The 22,795-nt window shown below is 64.5% G+C and carries 21 protein-coding genes; 14 read left to right on the plus strand and 7 right to left on the minus strand.

The window, feature by feature from the left end; genetic code table 11:
- Nucleotides 1-64: 64 nt before the first annotated feature.
- Nucleotides 65-1,444 carry an extracellular solute-binding protein gene (locus ACZ2GY_RS02880; RefSeq protein ID WP_277357067.1) on the plus strand — a complete coding sequence of 460 codons (1,380 nt, stop codon included), beginning with the start codon at nucleotides 65-67 and terminating at the stop codon, nucleotides 1,442-1,444.
- 80 nt (nucleotides 1,445-1,524) lie between these two features.
- Here the strand turns inward: ACZ2GY_RS02880 and ACZ2GY_RS02885 are convergent, their stop codons facing one another.
- Together ACZ2GY_RS02885 and ACZ2GY_RS02890 are read right to left on the minus strand one after the other, a co-directional pair.
- Nucleotides 1,525-2,466 carry a carbohydrate ABC transporter permease gene (locus ACZ2GY_RS02885; protein ID WP_056550156.1) on the minus strand — a complete coding sequence of 314 codons (942 nt, stop codon included), beginning with the start codon at nucleotides 2,464-2,466 and terminating at the stop codon, nucleotides 1,525-1,527.
- Between the two features lie 2 nt (nucleotides 2,467-2,468).
- Nucleotides 2,469-3,425, minus strand: coding sequence for a carbohydrate ABC transporter permease (locus tag ACZ2GY_RS02890; RefSeq protein WP_277357066.1), 957 nt, complete (start codon nucleotides 3,423-3,425; stop codon nucleotides 2,469-2,471).
- A gap of 160 nt (nucleotides 3,426-3,585) precedes the next feature.
- Here ACZ2GY_RS02890 and ACZ2GY_RS02895 point away from each other — a divergent pair, with 160 nt between their 5' ends.
- The 4 genes from ACZ2GY_RS02895 (at nucleotide 3,586) to ACZ2GY_RS02910 (ending at nucleotide 7,860) form a co-directional block, all read left to right on the plus strand.
- Complete coding sequence (locus ACZ2GY_RS02895; protein ID WP_277357065.1) at nucleotides 3,586-3,993, plus strand: VOC family protein; 408 nt, start codon at nucleotides 3,586-3,588, stop codon at nucleotides 3,991-3,993.
- 154 nt (nucleotides 3,994-4,147) lie between these two features.
- Entirely contained in the window at nucleotides 4,148-5,131 is a 984-nt protein-coding gene (speB, locus tag ACZ2GY_RS02900) for an agmatinase (protein ID WP_277357064.1), read from the plus strand.
- Entirely contained in the window at nucleotides 5,131-6,813 is a 1,683-nt protein-coding gene (locus ACZ2GY_RS02905) for a thiamine pyrophosphate-binding protein (RefSeq protein WP_471672933.1), read from the plus strand. Before speB ends, ACZ2GY_RS02905 begins: the two co-directional genes overlap by 1 nt.
- A gap of 39 nt (nucleotides 6,814-6,852) precedes the next feature.
- On the plus strand, nucleotides 6,853-7,860 hold the full coding sequence (locus ACZ2GY_RS02910) for a nitronate monooxygenase (protein ID WP_471672934.1): 1,008 nt from the start codon (nucleotides 6,853-6,855) through the stop codon (nucleotides 7,858-7,860).
- Between the two features lie 28 nt (nucleotides 7,861-7,888).
- Here ACZ2GY_RS02910 and ACZ2GY_RS02915 read toward each other — a convergent pair whose 3' ends face one another.
- On the minus strand, nucleotides 7,889-8,896 hold the full coding sequence (locus ACZ2GY_RS02915; RefSeq protein WP_346028665.1) for a LacI family DNA-binding transcriptional regulator: 1,008 nt from the start codon (nucleotides 8,894-8,896) through the stop codon (nucleotides 7,889-7,891).
- A 256-nt stretch (nucleotides 8,897-9,152) separates the two neighbouring features.
- On the opposite strand from ACZ2GY_RS02915, the gene arfA reads away from it, so the two are divergent.
- The 5 genes from arfA to ACZ2GY_RS02940 all read left to right on the plus strand — a co-directional run bounded on the left by arfA (nucleotide 9,153) and on the right by ACZ2GY_RS02940 (nucleotide 13,855).
- Nucleotides 9,153-10,655 carry an arabinosylfuranosidase ArfA gene (arfA, locus tag ACZ2GY_RS02920; protein ID WP_471673532.1) on the plus strand — a complete coding sequence of 501 codons (1,503 nt, stop codon included), beginning with the start codon at nucleotides 9,153-9,155 and terminating at the stop codon, nucleotides 10,653-10,655.
- On the plus strand, nucleotides 10,655-11,656 hold the full coding sequence (locus ACZ2GY_RS02925) for an arabinan endo-1,5-alpha-L-arabinosidase (protein ID WP_471672935.1): 1,002 nt from the start codon (nucleotides 10,655-10,657) through the stop codon (nucleotides 11,654-11,656). Before arfA ends, ACZ2GY_RS02925 begins: the two co-directional genes overlap by 1 nt.
- Before the next feature lie 36 nt (nucleotides 11,657-11,692).
- The gene (locus ACZ2GY_RS02930; protein WP_056550188.1) at nucleotides 11,693-11,896 is read left to right on the plus strand and encodes a hypervirulence associated TUDOR domain-containing protein; all 204 of its coding nucleotides are present in this window, start codon (nucleotides 11,693-11,695) and stop codon (nucleotides 11,894-11,896) included.
- A gap of 73 nt (nucleotides 11,897-11,969) precedes the next feature.
- Entirely contained in the window at nucleotides 11,970-12,596 is a 627-nt protein-coding gene (locus tag ACZ2GY_RS02935) for an FMN reductase (RefSeq protein ID WP_277357059.1), read from the plus strand.
- A 170-nt stretch (nucleotides 12,597-12,766) separates the two neighbouring features.
- Nucleotides 12,767-13,855: an NAD(P)/FAD-dependent oxidoreductase gene (locus ACZ2GY_RS02940; protein WP_471672936.1), complete on the plus strand. Its 1,089-nt coding sequence runs from the start codon at nucleotides 12,767-12,769 to the stop codon at nucleotides 13,853-13,855.
- Nucleotides 13,856-13,885: 30 nt separating this feature from the next.
- Here the strand turns inward: ACZ2GY_RS02940 and ACZ2GY_RS02945 are convergent, their stop codons facing one another.
- From ACZ2GY_RS02945 to ACZ2GY_RS02955, 3 genes are read right to left on the minus strand one after another with little or no spacing between them, the layout of a single operon-like run.
- Nucleotides 13,886-15,007: an FAD-dependent oxidoreductase gene (locus ACZ2GY_RS02945; RefSeq protein ID WP_471672937.1), complete on the minus strand. Its 1,122-nt coding sequence runs from the start codon at nucleotides 15,005-15,007 to the stop codon at nucleotides 13,886-13,888.
- On the minus strand, nucleotides 15,000-15,686 hold the full coding sequence (locus tag ACZ2GY_RS02950) for a class I SAM-dependent methyltransferase (protein ID WP_277357056.1): 687 nt from the start codon (nucleotides 15,684-15,686) through the stop codon (nucleotides 15,000-15,002). The genes ACZ2GY_RS02945 and ACZ2GY_RS02950 overlap by 8 nt, the downstream gene beginning before the upstream one ends.
- Entirely contained in the window at nucleotides 15,687-16,823 is a 1,137-nt protein-coding gene (locus ACZ2GY_RS02955; RefSeq protein ID WP_346028660.1) for a type III polyketide synthase, read from the minus strand. It abuts the gene before it with no gap.
- Between the two features lie 176 nt (nucleotides 16,824-16,999).
- On the opposite strand from ACZ2GY_RS02955, the gene ACZ2GY_RS02960 reads away from it, so the two are divergent.
- The 3 genes from ACZ2GY_RS02960 (at nucleotide 17,000) to ACZ2GY_RS02970 (ending at nucleotide 21,204) form a co-directional block, all read left to right on the plus strand.
- Nucleotides 17,000-18,043: a hypothetical protein gene (locus ACZ2GY_RS02960; RefSeq protein ID WP_471672938.1), complete on the plus strand. Its 1,044-nt coding sequence runs from the start codon at nucleotides 17,000-17,002 to the stop codon at nucleotides 18,041-18,043.
- A gap of 62 nt (nucleotides 18,044-18,105) precedes the next feature.
- Nucleotides 18,106-18,750, plus strand: coding sequence for a hypothetical protein (locus ACZ2GY_RS02965; protein ID WP_277357053.1), 645 nt, complete (start codon nucleotides 18,106-18,108; stop codon nucleotides 18,748-18,750).
- A gap of 54 nt (nucleotides 18,751-18,804) precedes the next feature.
- Nucleotides 18,805-21,204, plus strand: a complete 2,400-nt coding sequence (locus ACZ2GY_RS02970) for a Tex family protein (protein ID WP_471672939.1) — start codon at nucleotides 18,805-18,807, stop codon at nucleotides 21,202-21,204.
- A 93-nt stretch (nucleotides 21,205-21,297) separates the two neighbouring features.
- On the opposite strand, the gene ACZ2GY_RS02975 is transcribed toward ACZ2GY_RS02970, so the two are convergent.
- A complete protein-coding gene (locus ACZ2GY_RS02975; RefSeq protein ID WP_346028656.1) occupies nucleotides 21,298-21,981 on the minus strand; it encodes a transglycosylase family protein in 684 nt (227 codons plus the stop codon).
- A 360-nt stretch (nucleotides 21,982-22,341) separates the two neighbouring features.
- On the opposite strand from ACZ2GY_RS02975, the gene ACZ2GY_RS02980 reads away from it, so the two are divergent.
- On the plus strand, nucleotides 22,342-22,773 hold the full coding sequence (locus ACZ2GY_RS02980; RefSeq protein ID WP_346028655.1) for an acyl-CoA thioesterase: 432 nt from the start codon (nucleotides 22,342-22,344) through the stop codon (nucleotides 22,771-22,773).
- The last annotated feature ends 22 nt before the right edge of the window (nucleotides 22,774-22,795 follow it).

A 22,795-nucleotide genomic window follows, 5' to 3' on the forward strand; every position in this document is an offset into this window, starting at 1 on the left:
CGCCTCGATGCCTCGACGACGCCGCGCCGGTGCCGGCGCGCTAGCTTGTGAAGGGACTGGAGCGATGAAAACTTCTCGGACAGCAGGGTTTGCGGTGGTTGCGGCTGTTGCGTTGACCGCCACGGCATGTGGCGGCGGAGGCGGCGGGACTGCCGACGGCGGCGAGGCCGCAGATTACGGGGCAGAACTCTCCGGCACCATGACGACGGGCGGCTTCACTCTGGGGGATGAGGTGGCAACGTCCCGTGCGGACCTTGCTACCGCCGCCCTGGAAGAGGACGGCGTGACCGTCGAGATCAACGAGAGCAACTTCGATCCCCAACGGTTTGCTGCGCAGGCCGCGAGCGGAACACTGCCGGACCTTGTGGTGATGGACCGCCAGTACGTGGCAACCTATGCGGCCAAGGGGCTGATCGAGCCGGTTGATGAATGCTTCACTACCCACGATGTCAACGCTGAGGAGCACTACTACCCTGCGGTGCTGCAGGACGTTACCTATGACGGGAAGGTGTATGGCATTCCCCAGTTCTGGCAGCCCTGGTCAATCATCACCAACACCCGCGTCATGGACGAGGCCGGTGTCACGGCCGAGGACCTCGACACCTCGAATCCTGATGCCGTTCTCGCCGCTGCAGAGAAAATGTACGAGTCCGATGGTGAAAACCCCACCCGTCTTGGCTTCGATCCTCAAATGCCGTCACAGGCTCCGATCTGGTTCGCCGCGTTCGGTGGGCAGATCATGGACGAGACAGGTAAACCCACCCTCGACGACCCCGCGAATATCGAAGCGCTCACCTGGCTGAAGGAGATCTACGACGCCCAGGGTGGTTATGAGACCGCCTACAGCTTCGGCCAGACCTGGGACTTCTTCGGCGAGAACAACCAGTTCGTTGCTGACCAGGTTGGCGCAGGACTGTACGCCCAGTGGTACCCCAACGTCCTCGCTGATTATGCGGACAAGCTCGAGATTTCCGGTGTTCCGCTGCGGAACCAGGACGGTGAGGCCATCGCCGTTGCCGGCGGGCAGTCCTACGTGATCCCGACGGGTGCCAAGAACAAGGCGGCAGCCTGTAAGTGGGCCGTCACCAACACCTCCGATGAAGCCTGGATGGCAGCAGCCGAGGCGCGCGTTTCGGGTATGGAGGAGGGCGGGATCTTCACCGGAATCTTCACCGGTTCGCAGACCGCAGACCAGCTGATCAAGGAAGAGTACCTGGAGCCGACCGGTAACGAGGGTTTCGACCAGCTGATCGACTCCTATTACCAGGCGCTCGAGAACGGTGTTCCGCTCGGTTCATCGCCGGCTGGCCTTGAGATTCAGACCGAACTGCAGAACGCCATGGCTCCCGCGATGTCCGGTGACAAGACCATTGAGGAAGCACTGGGCGATGCGCAGGCCGCCGCAATGCTGGTATACGAACAGGCGACCGCCGGCGCACAGTAGGCGCCGCCGTCGTTGTTAAGACGTAAAGAGGGGAGCCGGCCGCAAGGCTGGCTCCCCTCTCTTTGCGCCCCGGTGGTGGGTCAGCCCTTGCGGCCCTGTCCCGCCAAGCCCTCGATGAAGTACCGCTGACCGAAAGCGAACAGGATCAGCATGGGCAGCGTTACCAGCAGGGCCGCTGTCATCACGTACTGGTAGTCGGCCTCACCGCCGGAGGTCGGGCTGAACAGCGACATCGCGTAGGAAATGCCGAGCGGCACCGTGTACTGGTCCGGGCTGCCGAAGTTCAGGTAGATCAGCGGCGCCTGCAGGTTGTTCCAGCTCGCCTGGAACTCAAAGATGAACACGATGATGAAGGACGGGATGGACAGCGGCATGGCGATCCGCCGGAACAATCCGAAGTAGCTGCACCCGTCGATGCGGGCGGCTTCGAAGATATCCCGGGGCAGGCCAAGGAAGAACTGGCGCTGCAGAAAGATGTAAAACGCTGAGCCGAAGAGATTGGCTCCCCACAGCGGCACCGTTGTGCCGAGGAAGCCGAGTTCCTTCCAGATCAGGTAGACCGGGATCATGGTCACTGCTCCGGGCAGCATCATGGTTCCAAGCACGAGGCCGAACAGCAGGTTGCGGAACGGGAAACGGAAGTAGGCAAAGCCGAAGGCCACCAGAGAGCTCGAGAAGGTCACCAGCCCGGCTGCCAGCAGGGCGATGATCAGGCTGTTGGAGATCCAGGCGAGGAGCGGCAGCTGGTCCCACACCTCAACGTAGTTGGTGAAGACCCAGGTTTCCGGGATGAGCCGGTTGTCGAAGACGTCCTGGCGTGGCTTGAACGTTGCCGCCAGCAGCCACGCGAACGGGTACAGGAACAGCACGGAAAATCCCAGGAGAAGCGCCCAGAGGACGACCCGGCCAATGATGCTGCGCGGCTTGTACCAGGGGAAGCGCTGCGTGGGGGTTGCGGCGGACTTGTCCCGCGGATCCGACTCAGCGGCAGCCTGCGGTTGCGACTTGAGAACTGACGCCATGGTTACCGGCCCCCCTCGTAGTAGACGAACTTGTTTCCGAAGCGGACCTGGAAGACCGTGATCAGGAGGATGATGACGAACAGCAGCCAGGCGATGGCCGCAGCGAAACCCATGTTGAACTGCTGGAAAGCCTGCTGGAACAGGTAGACACCGACAAAGAGTGCGGCGTCGGGTGCTGCGCTTGTCGTATCCCTGTAGAAGAGCAGGAACGCCTGGTCGAAGACCTGGAGCGCGGCGATGGTCAGCACGATGGTGCAGAAAAACAGGGCGTTGGAGATCATCGGCAGGGTGACGGAGAAGAACTGCCGGATGGCCCCTGCGCCGTCGAGGGACGCTGCCTCGTACAGGTCCTGCGGGACATTCTTCAGCGCCGCAAGGAGGATCAGCATGGTGCCGCTGACACTCCATAAACCAATGATGATGATGGACGGCTTCATCCAGTCCGGGTCAATCAACCACTGCGGCCCGTCGATCCCGAAAATGCCCAGGAAGCCGTTGATCGCCCCGGAGTTCCCGTTGAGGAGCAGGAGGAAGATGGACGCGGCAGCGACGGACGGCGTCATCTTCGGCAGGTAGTAGATGATGCGGAAGACGCCGGCCCCCCGTTCGGGAATGCGGTGCAGCAGATAGGCCAGGAGTAGGGCGAAGCAGATCTCGAGCGGCACTGACAGTACGGCGTAATACAGCGTGTTGCCCAGGGACGTCATCACCTTGGGATCTTTGAACAGCAGTTCGTAGTTGCTGAAGCCCACAGGCGTGGCGGTGTCGGTGGAGAGGTCGTAATTCGTGAAGGAGATGACGAGGCTGTACACCATGGCTCCGAGCGTGAACACGAGGAACCCAACCACCCAGGGAAGGATGAACAGATACCCTGCCCTCGCCTCCCTGTTGAAGGGTTCCTTGATCCAGCGGGGACGCCGAAGCCGTCGCTTCCGGGGGGAGTCAACCGCTGTGGCCATGCTGCACCTCCTTGCTGTCGGCAGAGTCGCTTCTCAACAGAGTAAGCCATAAGCAAGCTTTGTTTACGGCGCAAATCTTCCCATTCGAGAAGCGATGGGCTATACGTGCCGGAGGCGGTCCGATAGCGTGAGCCGTCCCTCTCAAGGTCAGGAGCTATCAATGGACTGGACACTGGAAGTCATTGTGGTGCCGGTGAGCGACATCGCGCGCTCGATCGGGTTTTACCGCGACAAACTTGGATTCGTGCAGGATTTCGAGACCGACTCCGGCGGCGTGCATTTCACCCAGTTCACCCCGCCCGGTTCCGGTTGTTCCATCGTGTTCGGCAACGGGCCGGGCATGAGCGCTATGCAGCCCGGCAGCCTGAAGGGCCTTCAACTGGTCGTCTCCGACGTCAAAGCAGCGCGCGAGGAGCTGATTGGTCGCGGTGCCGAGGTCGGCGACGTCACCGTCTTTGACGAGCGCGACGGCGGCACTTTCTTTGGATTTGATGACCCGGACGGCAATTCCTGGGCTGTGCAGCAGATCAAGGCACGCGCCGACAAGCCGCTGATTCCGCGTTCCTGACTGTTTCCGCTCTCCTTCATTCCGACCGGCATGAACCGACCCGCGACCTTGACTGAGACGCGTACCACAATTAGCCTTACGAGAAACAGTTGATGCCTATAGGGCAACTGCGTCCGGAGTACGAGCGGACGTCACGGGGACTAAGGAGATGTACATGGAAGAGCTGCGCGTCACGGCAGGCGGCAACCTTGGGCCGATCGATTCGGCTCGCATTCCGCGGTACGCCGGAGCGGCCACGTTCGCGCGGCTGCCGCGGATCGACCAGGTGGAGAAGACCGACATCACCGTTGTCGGTGTGCCGTTCGACTCCGGTGTCTCCTACCGGCCGGGCGCGCGGTTCGGCGCCAACCATGTCCGCGAGGCCTCGCGGCTGCTGCGCCCCTACAACCCGGCGATGGATATCTCGCCCTTCGAGCGAGTGCAGGTCGCTGACGCCGGTGACATGGCCGTGAATCCCTTCAACATCAACGAGGCCATTGAGACCATCCAGCAGAACGCGCTGGACCTCACGCACGACGGCGCCCGCCTGGTCACGCTCGGTGGTGACCACACCATCGCACTGCCGTTGCTGCGCGCGGCCTCCGAACGCGCCGGTGAGCCGGTTGCGCTGCTGCACTTCGATGCCCACCTGGACACCTGGGACACCTACTTCGGTGCCGAGTACACGCACGGAACACCCTTCCGCCGCGCTGTGGAGGAAGGGATCCTGGACACTGAGGCCATCTCCCACGTCGGCACCCGCGGGCCGCTGTACGGAGTGAAGGACCTGGAGGATGACCGGCGCTTCGGCTTCGGCATTGTGACCTCCTCCGATGTGTTCCGCCAGGGTGTTGACGAAACCGTCGCCAAGCTCCGAGACCGGATCGGGAACCGGCCCCTCTACGTGTCGATCGACATCGACGTGCTGGATCCGGCACACGCGCCGGGCACCGGCACCCCCGAAGCCGGCGGGATCACCAGCCGTGAGCTGCTCGAGATCCTGCGCGGCCTGCGCGGGATGAATCTGGTGGGCGCCGACGTCGTCGAAGTTGCTCCCGCGTACGATCACGCAGAGATCACCGGTGTGGCGGCGTCGCATGTCGCCTACGATCTGGTGAGTCTGATGGCCGACGAAATCTCCACGCGAAAGGACGGCTGATGCAGTCCGTTGACAGTGATGCAACAGTTCCCCCACAGCCGGTCACGGGCCAGCGCAACGGCGGTGACCTGGTTGTCGAGACGCTGAGCGCGCTGGGCGCCTCCACCGTCTTCGGCATCCCGGGCCAGCACGCGCTGGGCCTGTTCGATGCGTTGTCCCGTTCCAATCTGCAGTTCGTCTCTTCCCGGGTGGAAAACAACTCCGCATTTGCCGCCGACGGGTTCTCCCGTGCCACCGGTGAAGTGGGAGTGCTCTTCCTCTCGACCGGACCCGGCGCATTGACCTCTTTGGCCGGGCTGCAGGAGGCATACGCCACTGGAGTGCCGATGGTCGTCATTGCAAGCCAGATCCCGCTTGAGGGCCTGGGCGCCCGCCGGAAGGGCATGCTGCACCAACTCGATGACCAGAAGGCCTCGGCCGCCAACGTCACCAAGAGCCAGCGGCTGATCCAGCACGCGTCCGGCATCCCGTCCGCGATTCAGGACGCGTGGACCGAAGCCGTCTCCTCGCCCCAAGGGCCGGTGTGGGTAGAGGTTCCGCAGAATGTGCTGCTGGACGCTGTCGTCGTGCCCCAGGTGGAGGATGCGCTGGCAGAGCCGTTCGATAATCCGCCGCGCATCGAGCTGGTCCGTGAAGCCGTCAAGTGGCTCTCGGACGCTAAGCGCCCAGCGATTGTGGCCGGCGGCGGCGCCCGGCGCGGCAAGGCCGAGAAGGAGTTGCTCTCGCTCGCGGAGAAGCTGGATGCGCCGGTGCTGTGCTCGCCCGGCGGCAACGGCGCCTTCCCCTGGAACCACGAGTTGTCGCTGCAATCCTGGGTTGAGGACCGCTACGTCACCGAAGTGCTCGAAGACGCCGATGTGCTCCTGGTGATCGGTTCCTCGCTCGGTGAGGTGACGTCCAACTACTTCAGCCTCGAGCCGCGAGGCCGCATCATCCAGATTGATGCCGAACCCCGGGTCCTCGAATCCAACCGTCCTGCCCTCGGCATCCGGGCCGACGCCGGCCAGGCACTCACCGCGCTGGATGACGCACTCGAACCGGCCGGGCGCCGCACCGGCGACTATGATCCGCGCAGGCTCGTTGCCGAGACACTTGCCAAGGTGCAGGCCCGCCTCGATGAGCAGGACCTGGGCAAGGAGCGGACCTTCATGGCCGACATCCGGGCGGCCGCGCCCGATGACATGCAGACGTTCTGGGACATGACCATCGCGGCTTACTGGGCCTGGAGCTGCTGGGATTCCCGGGATGGAGAATTTCACTCGGCGCAGGGGGCCGGAGGCCTCGGCTACGGCTTCCCCAGCGCTATTGGCGGCTCGGTGGGGCTCGCATCGAAGGGGCTGTCTGACCGCGTGCTTGCCGTGTCTGGCGACGGCTCGGCCATGTACTCGATCGCTGAGCTTGCCACGGCCCGCCAGCACAATCTGCCGGTCACCTGGCTCATTGTCGACGACGGCGGCTACGGCATCCTCCGCGAATACATGGAGGGCGCGTTCGGCAAGGCAACAGCCACCGAGCTCACCCGGCCGGACTTCGTAAAGCTGGCCGAATCCTTTGGCGTCCCCGCTGTCCGCGTGGCGCCGGAAGACGTGCGGGAGGCACTGGAGACAAGCTTCGCTGCGGAGGGTCCCAACGTCGTCGTTGTTGAGACGCTGCTGAGGCTCTTCGCTCCCACACACCTGTAAATTGGGAGGCGAAGTCCGCTGACTCTGGGAGGCCCCGCCGTGTTTGATCTGCGCGAACTGGACAGGCCCATCATCGGAGCGCCGATGGCCGGCGGGCCTACCACGCCGGAGCTTGCCGCTGCGGTGAGCAATGCCGGCGGTCTGGGTTTCCTCGCAGCCGGGTACCGTGCGCCGGAGGATCTCGAGACGCAGCTGCGCAGCGTTTCCGCGCTGAGCAGTGGTCCCGTCGGGGTGAACCTGTTTGTGCCGGATGCCTTCCAGCCGGATGTGGCGCTCCTCGGTGCCTACCGTGAGTCCCTGCGCCCGGAGGCTGCCGCGCTTGGAGCTGAGTTAGGTGAACCCCGGTACGACGACGACGGCTGGGACGCAAAGCTCTCTCTCGTTCTGGATTTCCGCCCCGCTGCGGTGTCCTTCACCTTCGGCTGCCCGGACGCCGCGGTTCTGGGAAGGATGGCCGACGCGGGGATTCTTCCGATCGTCACCGTGACAACCCCCGTTGAGGCGGAGTATGCGGTCACGGCAGGGGCTCGGGCGCTCGCCGTTCAGGGGCCGAACGCCGGCGGCCACCGCGGGACGTTCGATCAGCGGAAGGCACCGGCTTCGGATCCGCTCGAGAACGTGCTTGCCGCTATTCGGTCCAGAACTGCGGTGCCGCTGGCTGCGGGCGGGGGAGTGTCCGGGCCAGCCGACGTCGTGCGTTTGCGTGCAGCGGGCGCCGATGCGGTGCAGGTGGGTACCACGCTGCTGCTCTCGGATGAAGCGGGCACCAATCCGCTGCACCGGGCAGCGCTGAGCGAGGGTCGATTCGCGGGGACGTCACTTACCCGCGCCTACACCGGACGGTATGCGCGCGGCCTGACGAACCGGTTCATTCGTGAGCATCAGGATGCGCCTGCCGGGTATCCGCAGTTGCACTACGTGACGGCGCCGCTCCGCAAGGCCGCGGTGGCGCAGGGGAATGCCGATGTGGCGCATCTGTGGGCGGGGACCGGGTTTGCTTCGGTACGGCCGGGGCCGGCAGCGGAGATCATCCGGTCCCTGGCCTGAACACAGAGTCTCAATACAGGGCCCGAGGTCAGGCGGCCGTGGATTCGCGTGCAATGACCTCGAACTGCGTCAGGATCTCGCGAGGCGCCGGGCCCGCCGGGTTCTTGATGCGCTCCATGAGTACTTTGATCGCGGTCTTGGCAATTTCTTCTCGTCCGGGGTTGACGCTGCTCAGGGTGGGGATGGAGTAGCGGGTTTCGTCGAGGTCGTCGAAGCCGATCACGGCCACGTCGGAGGGGATGCGCCGGCCGGCCTCCTGCAGCACCCGCATGGCGCCCTGTGCCAGGGTGTCGTTGAAGCCGAACACCGCATCGAACTCGACGCCGCGGTCAAGCAGCTCATGCATCGCTTCGGCACCATTCGCGCGGTGCCACGTGCCGACATAGGCGACCAGGCCGTCGTCGTACTCTATTCCGCGCGATTCAAGCGCCTCACGGTAGCCCTTGAGGCGAAGCCCTGCCGAGCCGATGACCTCGCCCTCATGCGCACCGACGACGGCGATGCGCTGCCTCCCGGTGTCCAGCAGGTGTTCAGTGGCGGCGCGGGCGCCCTCGACGTTCTGCATGGTGACGTGGTCGCAGCCGCCGGAGAAGATCCGTTCGCCGAGCAACACCATTGGCACTTCGGCGGTGACCAGCGCGGCGTCCTCTTCACCGAGACCGAGAGGGCTGAAGATCAACCCGTCCGACATGCGCAGCCTGGGGCTTTTGAGGACTTCGAGTTCACGGTCGCGTTCGCCGCTCGTCTGCTCGATGAGCACCACCAGACCGCGGGCTTCGGCGGCGCGGATTACGGCGTCGGCCAATTCAGCGAAGTAGGGGAGGCGCAGCTGGGGAACCGCAAGGGTGATGGCACCGGTATGGCCGGATCGAAGACTGCGCGCCGTGAGGTTGGGCCGGTAGCCCAACTCGGCGATGGCCTTCTGAACGCGCTCCCGTGTTGCGGGGCGAACGTTCGGGTGGTCGTTGATGACGTTGGACACCGTCTTGAACGACACCCCGGCCACGTGGGCCACATCATGCAGGGTCGCCGCCATGTGGAGAGTCCTTTGTCGAGTTGGAGCCGGTGGGACACATCGCGGTGTCCCACCGGCAGAATATCGCGTTGGTGGAATTCCACGCCGCCGGGCGGTTGACGACCCACATGCTGCGTGAGATCATTTTCAACGTTGTAATCCGCATAAAAACACGAGCACCCGTGCGTTCTGACAGGCAGGAAACTTATCCGTGACCACCACCACCACGCCCGATTCGACGGCGGCCACGACCTCCGCGGCAAGCGGCGAGCTTCCCATGGAAGCGCCGACCACCATCCGCATTGACCGTTCCGCCGTAATCGCGCCCGTCAGCCCAAGAATCTTCGGCTCCTTCGTTGAGCACCTCGGCCGCTGTGTGTATGACGGCATCTACGAACCCGGTCACCCGACCGCCAACGAGGACGGCTTCCGCATGGACGTCGTCGAGCTTGTCCGCGAACTCGGCTCCACGACCATCCGCTATCCCGGCGGCAACTTTGTCTCCGGCTACCGCTGGGAAGACGGCGTGGGCCCCCGCGACCAGCGCCCCGTCCGCCGCGACCTCGCCTGGCATTCCATCGAGACCAACCAGGTGGGCCTCGAGGAGTTTGCGCGCTGGTGCAAGCTGACCGGCTCTGAGCTGATGATGGCGGTCAACCTTGGTACCCGCGGCATTGAAGCGGCGCTCGACCTCCTCGAATACGCCAACCATCCCTCGGGCACAGCGCTGAGTGACCAGCGCATCGCCAACGGCGCCAAGGAACCCTACGACATCCGCATGTGGTGCCTGGGCAATGAGATGGACGGGCCCTGGCAGATTGGGCACTTGTCCGCCGAGGACTACGGGAAGATCGCCGCCCGCACCGCCTCCGCCATGAAGACGGCGGACAAGGACCTCGAGCTGGTGGTGTGCGGTTCCTCCGGTTCCTCAATGCCGACCTTCGGTGAGTGGGAGCGCGTGGTCCTCGAGCAGAGCTATGACTACGTGGACTACATTTCCTGCCACGCGTACTACCAGGAGCGCAACGGGGACCTCGGTTCCTACCTCGCCTCCTCGCTGGACATGCAGTACTTCATTGAGACTGTGGTGGCCACGGCGGACCACGTCAAGCACAAGCTCAAGAGCAAGAAGACCATCAAGCTCTCCTTCGACGAGTGGAACATCTGGTATCTCGAGGAGCACCAGGCATCCGATGAGGTCAACGACGAATGGCGCGTAGCCCCGCGCCAGCTCGAAGACACGTACTCCGTCGCTGACGCAGTGGTTTTCGGCAACCTGCTGATCACGCTGCTGAAGAACCATGATCGGGTGGCGTCGGCGTCGCTCGCCCAGCTGGTCAACGTCATTGCACCGATCATGACCGAGCCGGGCGGCGACACTTGGCGCCAGACCACCTTCTTCCCGTTCTCCGTCACCTCACGGCTGGCGAAGGGCGAGGTGTTGCGTCCGCAGATCGACGCCGGCACGTACTCCACGAAGGTCTACGGCGACGCGCCGCTGGTCGATGCTGTGGCCACTGTCGACGGCGGGAAGTCGGCGCTGTTCCTCGTCAACCGCAGTCAGACCGAGACCATTGACGTGTCGGTCGACGTGAAGGATCTCGGCGCCGAAGTCGTCACTGAAGCTCTCACCCTGCATGATGAGGACGTTTACGCCAAGAACACGCGTGAGGACCAGTTCCGGGTGGGCCTGAAGCAGCTGCCCGGCGCAGTGCTCGACGACGGTGTCCTCACCGTCTCGCTGCCTCCGGTTTCCTGGTCAGCGATCGCCCTCGGCTAGTGAAACGACGCGCAGCGGCCTGGTCCGTCACCCTTGCACTCGCTATTGGGGTGGCGGGCTGTGCCGCGCCGGCGTCCTCGTCGGGGGAGTGGGAGCTGAGCGGGGACTATTTCACGCACGATCCCGCTCTGGTAGCCGGTCCCTCACACGATAGGGATGACTGGTTCGTCTACTCCACCGGCGACGGGCAGGTGGCCGACGGCAATATCCAGGTCCGCCGCTCGGACGACGGCGTGCACTGGGAATATGCCGGCGAGGTGTGGCAGGAGAAGCCGGAGTGGCTCACCGAGGCGGTTCCCGGCGTCGACAATCTGTGGGCACCGGAGCTCTACGAGCACAACGGCACCTGGTACCTCTACTACTCCGCGTCCACGTTCGGGAGCAATGACTCGCTGATCGGGTTGGCGACGAACAGCACTCTTGATCCCGAGGACCCGGCCTATGAGTGGGTCGACCAGGGCAAGGTCATTGCGTCGGCGGGGGAAAATTTCAACGCCATTGACCCCGGCATTGTGGAGGATGCTGACGGTACGCCGTGGATGAGTTTTGGCTCGTTTTGGGGTGGCCTGCAGCTTGTGGAACTCGAGTGGCCGTCGGGGCTCCTTGCGGACTCGGACGCCGAGCCGGTCACTATCGCCGACCGGGGAACTCCGCCGAATGCCATTGAGGCGCCGTACCTGATTGAGCGCGACGGCTACTACTACCTGTTTGTCTCGAAGGACTTCTGCTGCCAAGGCCTCGAGAGCACCTACAACATGGCGGTCGGGCGGTCCACGGAGATCGATGGGCCCTACGTGGACCGCGACGGTGTGTCCATGCTCGACGACGGCGGCACGCCCCTGTTGGCAAGTGACGGACCGCGTGTGGGCCCCGGTGGCCAGTCCGTTTCCGGCGACCTGCTCGCCTTTCACTACTACGATGAAGCACTCGACGGCGCATTCCGGCTCGGCCTGGTCCCGTTGAACTGGGAGGACGGCTGGCCTACAGCGCGCTGGGAATAGGTGGCACCGGCTGCGCCGAGGTGAGACGCTGAAGCAATGTCATACAGCAAGGGAACCAAGGTCAGCTGGAACACGTCGCAGGGCAAGACGCACGGCACGGTCGTGGAGAAAAAGGACAAGGAGTTCACGTTCGACGGCCAGAAGTTCAACGCCTCCAAGGACGAGCCGTACTACATCGTCGAGAGCGAGAAGTCGGGCAAGCAGGCCGCCCACAAGGAAAGCGCGCTCGACAAACAGTAGCGGGAATGTTTCCGGCTGTTCGCTGGTTCAACTAGATGCAAATGCATGAAGCGCAGCGAAGGAGAACCGGCACATGGAAACACGCCGAGTAGTAGTGGTGTCAGGCGGCATGGGAACGCCATCGTCAAGCCGGATGCTGGCGGATCAGCTCGGAGAGGCAGCCCGTCGCCAGCTCGAGCGCGTCGACATCCACACCGACATCACCACCATCGAACTGCGCGAACTGGCCGTGGACATCGCGAACAACATGGTCACCGGCTTCGCTCCGCCTGCGCTCGCAGACGCCCTGAAGTCCGTGGCGGATGCTGATGCGCTCATTGTTGTCAGCCCGGTCTTCTCCGGCTCCTACAGCGGCCTGCTGAAATCGTTCTTCGATGTCCTCGACAACACCGCACTGGACTCGATGCCCGTGCTCATCGCCGCAACCGGCGGCAGCGTCCGGCACTCCCTCATGCTTGACCACGCCATGCGCCCGCTCTTCACGTATCTCCGGGCCCGCGTTGTCTCGACCGGGGTCTACGCCGGTCCCGAGGACTGGGGAACCGGATCCGACGGCGCACCGGCACTGGACCAGCGCGTCACCCGCGCGGCCGGCGAACTCGCGGGCATGATTGCGGGAACGACGACGGCGCGCCGCCCCAACAGCGCGCAGGCCTCCCTTCCGTTCGAGCAGCTTCTGGCTCAGGTGCAGGGCCGCTAGTTCCTAACCCGCGCTGCTGATCCTCCCGCCGCCCTTCCCGCTGAACATGCGGGTTCGGTGGGAACGAGCGTCTTCTTCCCACTGAACGCGCCGGTTCAGTGGGATAGTCGGAGCCGGGATTCTCACCCGCGGGGCTGCGCCGGCACGCGTAAGCGTGTTTTGCTGGACCCATGACTCGGATAGCAGTGGTGGGAGCAGGAATCGTCGGGCTGGCTACGGCGCACGCACTTCGGAAAACGGGCGCGGACGTCACTATCTACGAGTCCGGAACCCCCGGCGGCGGACAGTCCGCCGGTGACGGGCGAATCTTCCGGCACGCCCACGACGACGTCCGACTGGCCGGATTCGTCAGTCACAGCCGCACTCTCTGGCGGCAGTGGGAGGCCGAGTTCGGTGTGGAACTGGTGTCCGACGCCGGAGCGGTGGCGATCGGCGACAGCATCGAGGACAAGCTGCGCATCCTCAGCGACCTTCCACATATCCGCGTGGCGCTCCTGGCCCAGGGCCAACTCGCATCCGCTTTGCCGATCCTCGCCGACTTCGAGGGTAAGGCCATGCTCGATGTGGACGGCGGCGCTATCCGCACGCTCGCCGCCTTCCGTGCGCTGACCGAAAGCCTTACAGAAGCATTGGTGGCCGACCATGTGCTGACGGTCCAGCACACCAGTGAGGGCGATGTCGAGATCCGTACCGGAACCGGGGTGGACCGTTTTGACCATGCTGTCCTCTCCGCGGGCCGCGGCACGGCTCCACTGGCACGGAATGCGGGGCTCGAGATACCCGTTGAACTCGCTGCCCATGCCCGCGTGACGTTCCCCGTGCGCCAGGACGTGGATACTCCGCTACCCACCTTCCAGGACGGCAGCGGAACTTTCGGAGAAACCGGAGTCTACGCGGCCCCTTCAGCCGATAACCGTTCCTACTCGGTAGGCCTCAGCGAAACAACCGGGGTGCGGCAGGACGGAAGCCTCGCGGATCCTCCGGCACTCGAATCCCTTGCCGCCCGGGCGGCGGCCTACGTCCGCCACGCTCTGCCGGGCCTGGACCCCGAGCCGTCCGGCTACGTGCACTGCTGGGTGACCCGTCTGCCCTGGGGCGAGGACGGCGTAGGGATCTGGTCCACCGGGAAAATCAGCGCCATCGCCGGCCATAATCTCTTCAAACAGGCACCGGCTCTGGGTGAGGCGCTGGCAGAAACTGCAGTGTCCGGCGTCGTGCCCGCCTTACTGCGTCCGGAAGCCCAGCTCGGAAAGGCCTGATTCGCCGGCCCGCTTCTTGGAGCGTGAGCCTCAGTGCATTGTGAAAGTGCGTGCTACGGCATCGTGCACACTGGGTACTCCGGCCATCCTGCCCATCACCCGATTACGCAGTTCCAGCATGCCCGGCGGCAGTGGACGCCCAAGGATCATGTTGATGTGCGCCTGACGCGAGGCTGCCAGGGCTGCCCGGCGCCGCTCCTCGTTGAAGCGCCGAAGTCCAAGCCCGACGTCGGTGCCCGCCAGCGAAGCGATGACCAGCGGCACGAGCTGCACGGCATCGAGCCACCCCAGGTTCATGCCCTGCCCGCCAATGGGGGACACCTCATGCGCGGCATCGCCGATCAACGCAATACGCCCCTGCACAAACCGTTCCGCTATGCGCCGCCGTACCGCAAAAGAGCTCAACATCGTGTTGTTCCGGGTATCGACGCCCACACCGGTGCGGCTCGCCACCAGCTCCGCGACTGCCTCGGCCGTGGGGTCTTTCACAAGCGACGGCATCCGCACCACCCAGCGCCGGACCGAGCCGGGCAACGGGAAGGACTCAACAATTCCGGCCGGCTCCAGGTACAGGGCAGCGGTGCTTCCGTCACCGGTGGTGTCAGGGAAATCGCCCATGACGTAGGCGTCGGGATACGGCCGGATGCTCGCGCCGATGCCCGCCGCATCGCGTACGGTGCTTCTGGCCCCGTCGGCCCCGATGAGCAACGCGGACCGGTGGGTGCCGTTGTCAGTAATGGTCAGAACCTCACTCCCGACCTCGTGAACGGCCTCGACGGTTTCGCGCCTGCGCAGCGCATCAGGTGCCAGCTCAGCGAGCCGCTCCGAAAGGATGCGCTCCGTCTGCTCCTGGGGGATTGCAAGCACGTAACGGTGTCTGCCGGGAAGGGACGAGAAGGACAGTTCAGCGACCGTCCGACCGCGGCTCCGCGCAACACCGCCGGGAATCTGAACGCCCGCGGCAACCAGGTTCTCCGCTACTCCAGCCTGTTCCAGTGCGGCAAGCGCCGGTGGGTGGATGCCGATCGCCCGGGAGTGCGAACTGCGCTCGGTGCGGCGCTCCAGGACCTGAACCTCTACACCTGACTGCGCCAGCAGGATCGCGGCGTACAGCCCTACCGGCCCACCGCCGACTATCAGGACATCAGGCACGGCGCACCAGCAGATTCCGGAATGGCACCTGCCGCTCCACGCGCCAACCTGGAGGGACGACGGCGCGCAGTTCGTCCGCCAGATAGCTTCGCCGGATCGACGTCAGCCCGTCCTCGCGGATGTAGGAACCGGGCAACGGCAGAGTGGCCACGGAGAACAGTGCAAACCCCACGCGGGTCCGCGACAGGTCGCTGTGCAGGGCGAGCCGCGTGCCCAGCTTCTCCGAGTCGCTGAGCAGTCCGCTCAGCTCGTCCGGCGAGAGGTGGTGGAGCACATGGTTGGAAGTGACGACGTCGAACTGGGCACCTTCGGCGACCAGTTCCGAACTGAACGCACGGCGGTACCTGAGCCCCGGCGTCCTTGGTCGGCTGCTGGCGAACGCATTCGCGCGTTCGTCGGGGTCAATCGCGGTGATCTCCAGCCTGAAGCCGTCGCGGGCAGCCCAGCGGGCAAGCGCACGGGGTACGTCGCCGCCGCCTGAGCCGACGTCGAGCAGCGTATTGGTACGCGCCGTCGACAGGACCGGCCGGATGTAGTGTGCCCAGGTGCGGTGCCAGCCGGCGACCGAGCGGTTGACGAGCGGGAACTGGGCATAGGTGCGGTCGAGCTTGGCGGGATCGCAGTCCGGCTTGTCCATCTCCTCGATTGCCGTGAGGTTCCGGGAGGCGAGGAAGGCCATTCAGGCGGATGTCTTGGTCAGGAGGGCGGTCTCCACTGTGAGCCCCGGACCGAACGCCATGGAGCAGATGCGCTCATCGGAGTCCGAGCCGGGCTGATCGAGGATGTGCTTGAGGACAAACATCACGGTGGCGCTACTCATGTTCCCGTAGTCCCGCAGCGTTTCCCGGGCGGGGACCAGCTGGTCATCGCTGAGCTTAAGCTTGGCCTGCACCTTGTCCAGAATGCTGCGGCCGCCCGGGTGGATGGCCCAGTGCTCGATGTCCCGGTACTCGAGACCGATCAGGGACTCATCGCGTTCCAGTAAGGGAGCGAGGGCGCCGACGATGTGCTCGTCGATGATGTGCGGCACGTAGGTTCCGAGGACCATCTCGAAACCCTCGTCGCCGATGTTCCAGGCCATCGATTCCTCGCCGACCGGGGTCAGGGTGGTTTCGAAGAAGTCGAGGGACAGGGCTGGCCCCGACGGCGGCGCCAGGTCAGTCCGAGCGGTAATGACCGCGGCCGCTGCGCCGTCGGCAAAGAGGGACGTCCCCACAATCGTGTCCGGGTTGTTGGAGGACCGCACGTGCAACGAGCACAGCTCGGCGCTGACCACGAGGACCACCGCGTTGGGATCGGCGTCGCAGAAAGATTTCGCCGCGCGCAGCGCCGGGAACGCCGCGTAGCACCCCATGAAGCCGAGGTGGTAGCGCTGTGCTGACGGGTTCAGCCCCAGTGCGCGGACGATTTTGTAGTCCGGGCCGGGGTTGAAGAACCCGGTGCAGGAAACTGTCACCACGTGGGTGATGTCCTCAGCTTCAACTCCCTCTGCTGCATCCAGCGCTTTCTGTGCAGCTTCGACGAACAGCTTGGTGCCGGCTTCGGCGTAGACCTCGTTCCGGGCCTTGGTGCCCGGGCTGAGGATGGTCATGGTGTCCGAGTCGAAGAACACCGGGGTCTCGTTGTGGCGTTCGAGCGTGAGTTCCTCCACAGCCGTGTAACGCGTATCGATGCCGGAGGAATCGAACGCAGCAGTCACCAGCCGCTGCCCCAACCTGTTCAGCCCCGGCTGTGCTGCAAAGACATCCCGTACCTGGGACTGCACCATGACGGTGGTCGGTACGGCGGTTTCGAGGGACCTCATCAGGACTGTCATAGTTCATTGTTAGGCGACCGAGTAACTGAACACAATACGAAGCAGGCGGCCGGGAAGTCTGCCGCCGCTGCGCTGTGCCTCTGAGACGCCCGCTGCCCGTGGCGTAGCGTGTTGCTATGGCACTGCACCGGAACGTACAACGACGACGCACACGCGGCCATGAGCAAGCTGGCCGTATGCTCCGCCATGGCTCGGTGTGGGCGGTATCGGCGGTGCTACTGGCCGGGTGCAGTGCGGCACCTCCGAACACCGCTTCAGAGTCTCCTGAAACATCTGCCTCGTCTTCCGCAGCAACGCCAACCGCTTCAGGGACGCCGGCTCAGGGGCCCTCGCCCACTCCGTCCGCAACACCCTCGCCCACTCCGTCCGCAACACCCACGCCCTCCGCCGAACCCACGCCCTCTGCCGAACCCACCCCGGAGCGTTTCGAGCTTCCCCGCGGCGGGGTGGAATTGTTTCCGGACTACCGCCTTGTCGGGTTCAGCGGGCATCCCTACTCAGCCGCACTGGGCAGGCTCGGCATCGGTGCAATCGATGAGCGGGTGGATGAGATCGAGGCACTCGGGAAGGAGCTGGCCGGCGAGCGCAAGGTGATGCCGGTGCTGGAGCTGATTGCCGTCGTCGTGCAGGCTGATCCGGGTGCCGACGGCGCCTACCGGACCCGCGCGTCCGATGAGATCATCAGCGGGTATCTCGAGGCCGCCCGCAGGCATGACGGGATGCTGATCCTGAATGTCCAGCCCGGCCGGGCGAGCATGGCTGAGGAAGTCCGTGCGCTTGAGAAGTGGCTGGTGGAGCCGGATGTCGGTGTGGCGCTTGATCCCGAGTGGGACATTACGGCGGAGCAGCTTCCCGGGCGTTCCTACGGGCACACCACGGGTGAGGAAATCAACGAGATTGCTGCGTACCTCGATGGTCTGGTGACCGAGAATAACCTTCCGCAGAAGCCGCTCGTGTTCCATCAGGTGGCTCCCGGCGTCGTCAGTAATGTGGCGGCGATACAGGAATACGCAGGGGTGGAAGTTATCCGGAGCGTGGACGGAATCGGGTCCGCGACGATGAAAATCGAAACCTACAACCTGCTGATGAAAGACTTGCCTCCGACTGTCCACCCAGGGTTCAAGTTGTTCTTCGAGGAGGACGTGGTGCTGGGTCCGCTGATGACGCCGGCCGAGGTCCTGGCGCTTACACCGCAGCCGGAGTACGTTCTGTACGAGTAGGACCCATCCAACATCACTGTGTTGCCGAACATAGGTAGAGACTTCTTTGAGGGATGGTGGACATGGCGGTTCGATCGGCAGCACTGGTTGGCGGCGCCCTGCTCGCTGCGCTCTTCACCAGCGGATGCATGGCTGTCGAGGAGAACCCGCTCGACGTGAACTCTCCGCGCTCGCAGGAGAACGTCAGCGCGGTCCAGCAGACGGCGGCGGACTTCGGTGATGACCCCCTGAACCTCGCCGAGAACGGCGCCACGCTCTGCGCCACTCAGCCTGACATCGGTTACCAGGAATTCACGGTCCTGGTGCACAACGAGGCGCTTGAAACCTTCACTCTCGACGACGTCACCCTGCAGAACCCCGAAGGGCTCACCCTCGTGAGCGCTGAGGTGTCCACGGCCAACCGGGAGGGTCACCACAAGGCACACGGCGAGGACGACGGCGGCGCTCACGGCACGCACAGCGCGGAACCGGCGCCTGCAGCTCCTTCCGAGACGGCTGAGCCGGCCGGTCCGGTTGAGCCGGTGCCAGCGGAGGGCTACAACATCACCACCCATGAGTACGTGAATCTGGTGGTGGCGGTCTCGATCGCTGACGGTGTTGACGGAGGCACGTCCCAGGGCGTTTCCGTTGCGTACTCTGCCGGTGGACAGGAATTCACGGGTACCCACCCGCTTGCGATCGAGCTGAACCGCGAGAGCTGCGCCTAACCTTCCCTCCACAGCGGGGCAGCCTTTTAGATTGCTGACCGCGTCAATGCCACAATGGCAGGCGTGAGCGCACCAGTTACCACTCCTCCGTCCATCTTCAAGCAACTCGCTGAGGAACTCGGCGTCCAGCAATGGCAGATCAAGGCCGCGGTGGACCTGTTGGACGGCGGATCAACCGTTCCCTTCATTGCTCGCTACCGCAAGGAAGTCACCGGAACCCTCGACGATGCCCAGTTGCGTGAGCTGGAGGAGCGGCTGCGCTATCTGCGCGAACTTGAGGAGCGGCGCGCGGCCGTGCTTGAGGCGATCGAAGCGCAGGGCAAGCTGACCGTTGAGCTTCGTGCCGCCGTCGTCGGTGCTACCACCAAGGCGCGGTTGGAGGATATCTATCTGCCTTTCAAGACCAAGCGGCGCACCAAAGCTCAGATTGCACGGGAAGCCGGGCTGGAGCCGCTCGCGGACTCACTTCTCGCCAACCCATCGCTCGATCCCGTTGCTGAAGCAGGCCGCTTCCTGAACGGGAGCGTTCCCACGGCGGATGACGCGCTGGCCGGTGCCCGGGCGCTGCTCGTGGAGCGTGCCGGGCAGGACGCCGACCTGCTTGCTGACCTGCGTGAACGGCTGTGGAAGCAGGGCCGGCTGCGCTCGCAGGTGGTTTCCGGCAAGGAAGCCGAGGGCCAGAAGTTCTCCGACTACTTTGACTTTGTGCAGGCGCCGTCCGCCATGCCGTCGCACCGGGTCCTGGCACTGCTGCGCGGCGAGAAGGAAGGCGTGCTGCAGCTGACGCTCACCGAGGCTGACTCCACCGACGCTGAAGCTGCGTTGCGTGCCAAGCGCCGTTTCGAGAACTCCGTGGCCGCTTTCCTGGGCGTTGCGGATCAGGGCCGGCCGGCGGATGCGTGGCTGATGGCGACGGTCCAGCAGGCGTGGCGCCGGTTGCTCGCGAAGCTCTCGATCGACCTCCGGGTGCGGCTCTTTGTGGAGGCGGAGACGGAAGCGGTGCGGGTGTTCGCTGCGAACCTGCGTGATGTGCTGCTTGCGGCGCCCGCGGGTGGACGTACCACCATCGGGCTGGATCCCGGGCTTCGGACCGGTGTGAAGGTCGCCGTGGTGGACGGGACCGGCAAGGTTCTCGAAACAGCGACAATTCATCCGCACGCACCCGCGAAGAAGTGGGATGACGCGTTGACTGTGCTCTCGCGGCTCGTAACCACCCACAACGCCGAGCTCATCGCCATCGGCAACGGCACGGCGTCACGGGAGACGGACAAGCTTGCGTCCGAGCTCATCTCGCTTATGTCCGGGCGTACCCTGCAGAAACTGGTTGTGTCCGAGGCAGGCGCGTCGGTGTATTCAGCGTCGGCGCTGGCATCGGCGGAACTGCCCGAGCTCGATGTGTCGCTGCGTGGAGCCGTGTCGATTGCCCGGCGGCTGCAGGATCCGCTGGCCGAGTTGGTGAAGATTGACCCTAAGTCGATCGGCGTGGGCCAGTACCAGCATGACGTGAGTCCTGCCAAGCTGGAGCGCTCGCTTGATGCCGTGATTGAAGACTGCGTGAACGCCGTGGGGGTGGACGTGAATACCGCATCGCCGTCGCTTCTGACCCGGGTGGCCGGCGTGGGGTCCCTGTTGAGCGGGAATATCGTTGCGCACCGTGATGCGAACGGCCCCTTTGCACGCCGAAGCGACCTGCTGAAGGTTCCCAGGCTTGGCGCCAAGGCGTTCGAGCAGTGTGCGGGCTTCCTTCGCATTGCCGGCGGACCTGAGCCTCTGGACGCCTCCAGCGTGCACCCGGAGGCTTATTCTGTGGCGCGGCGAATGGTGAACGATGCCAGTGGCTCACTCCGGTCACTGAACCTCGCAGAGTATGTTGACGATTCGATCGGGCTGCCCACGCTGCAGGATATCTTCACTGAGCTCGAGAAACCGGGGCGGGATCCGCGGCCCGCGTTTGTCACGGCCTCCTTTGCTGATGTCGAGAAGATTTCAGATCTGCGCCCGGGAATGATCATCGACGGGGTGGTCACGAATGTTGCGGCTTTTGGCGCGTTCGTGGACGTCGGGGTGCACCAGGATGGGCTGGTGCACGTTTCAGCGATGGCTGACCGTTTCATCAGCGATCCCCATGAAGTTGTGAAGTCCGGTCAGGTAGTGAAGGTCAGGGTGCTGGAGGCTGACCCGGACCGCAAACGGATCTCCCTCAGCTTGCGGCTCAATGATGACGCCGTGCCGCGGGGCGGCGGGTCTGACCGTGAGGCGCGGGGCGGCGGAGGAGGGGACCGCCGTCGTCATCCGAGCGGTGGGCAGGGCGGCAGTTCCAAGCCTGGCGCTTCAAAGCCGGGAGGAAACTCCAACTCGGGAGCGCAGAAGCAGGGCGGCAAGGGCGCACCGGCTCCGGCGAACAGCGCAATGGCGGAGGCGCTTCGGGCTGCAGGGTTGGCGCCGCGGGACTAGCGCGGGCAGCGACAACCGCGGCTTTCCAGCTCCGGACACGAAAGAGCCCCGCAACGGACACGTTGCAGGGCTCTTTCGTGTGTAGCTGAAACCTTAGGCAGGCAGCTGCAGAACGTCGCCGGTGAAGATGAGGTCGGCGTGGATGAGGGTGTCGGCGTTGGCCTGGTAAAGGGCCTGCCATCCACCTTCGACGCCCAGCTTGGCAGCAATGGTGCTGAGGGTGTCGCCGGACTGGATGGTGTAGGTGTCACCGGACAGCTGAACGGCAGGAGCCGCAGGCGCCTGAACAACTGGTGCCTGAACAACTGGTGCCTGAACAACAGGAGCCTGAGCAACTGGTGCCTGGACAACAGGTGCCTGAACCTGAACCTGCTGCGACTGCACCTGCACAGGGGCGGGTGCCGGAGCAGCGGGGATCGGAGTCGGGTTGGCGCCGGCGGTCAGGCCGAGCTTGGCCGAGCATGCGGGCCATGCGCCCCAGCCCTGTCCGTCGAGTACCCGCTCAGCAACAGCGATCTGCTCTGCGCGGCTGGCGTCCTGGGGGAGACCCTGGCCGCCGAAGCCGGCCCAGGTGGACGGGGTGAACTGCAGGCCGCCGGAGAAACCGTTGCCGGTGTTGATGCCCCAGTTGCCGCCACTCTCGCACTGTGCGAGGGCGTCCCAAGTGCTGGCAGGAGCAGCGTTGGCTGCGCCTGCGGAAGCGGTGATTCCAACACCGACGAGAGCTGCCGCTGCAAATCCACGGCGCGCGTTAAGAGTAAGTTTCTGATTCTTCATATGGGTACGATGCTCCAAAAGGCCACCTGCACTCGTTCCGTCCCCGGACGTCTTTGCGACGTTGCTCACCCTTGACTGATCATTGGTCTTGTCTGTGGTGTCTGCCGGACGAGCAACGTACGGTGGAGGGACAGCACCAGGGCATTATGTGGCAGACGCGTAGAGCGCCGTCTGCTTTGTGGTTACCCGAAGCGGGTTCCTGTCTACCGTAGACTGTTTTCCAATCGTTGCCAAATCGAGACGTGGCGGTTATTGACGGAAGACGTGCAGAGGTTCCTTGCCGCGCAGTAGTGAAAACCCCGCAGACCACTGTAAAACATAGGAATGGACGCGCAGCGGACAGTCACCTGTGAAATCCCTATGAGATGGTCAGATATGGACGCCTACGGGCACATCAATAACGTCCAGGTGGTGCGGCTTCTCGAGGAAGCGCGTATCCAGGCGTTCGGTCCGCCGGGAGGAACCGGTGCCGCGGGCCAGGATCCGCCGGTGCCCCTCTTCAGCTCCGTGGCCGCAGGGGTCCAGGCGCTGGTGGTGGAACACCGCATCAAGTACACGGCCACCCTGGACTACCGGAACGTCCCGTTGAAAATCGAGGTGTGGATTGCAGACCTGAAAGCTGCGAGCCTCGACATCGCGTACCGCATCCATGATCCGGTGACTCGCCGGGTGTGCGTGTTGGCGCAGACCACACTGGCTTTCGTACACGGCGAATCGGAGTCGCTGCTGCGCATCACTGCTGAGCAGAAGCAGCAGCTGGCGCCCTACGTGGGCCCGGGCCTCTTCAGATAGACCCGTGAGTTGGCAGGACACA

This window comes from Arthrobacter sp. KKT183, assembly GCF_055657625.1.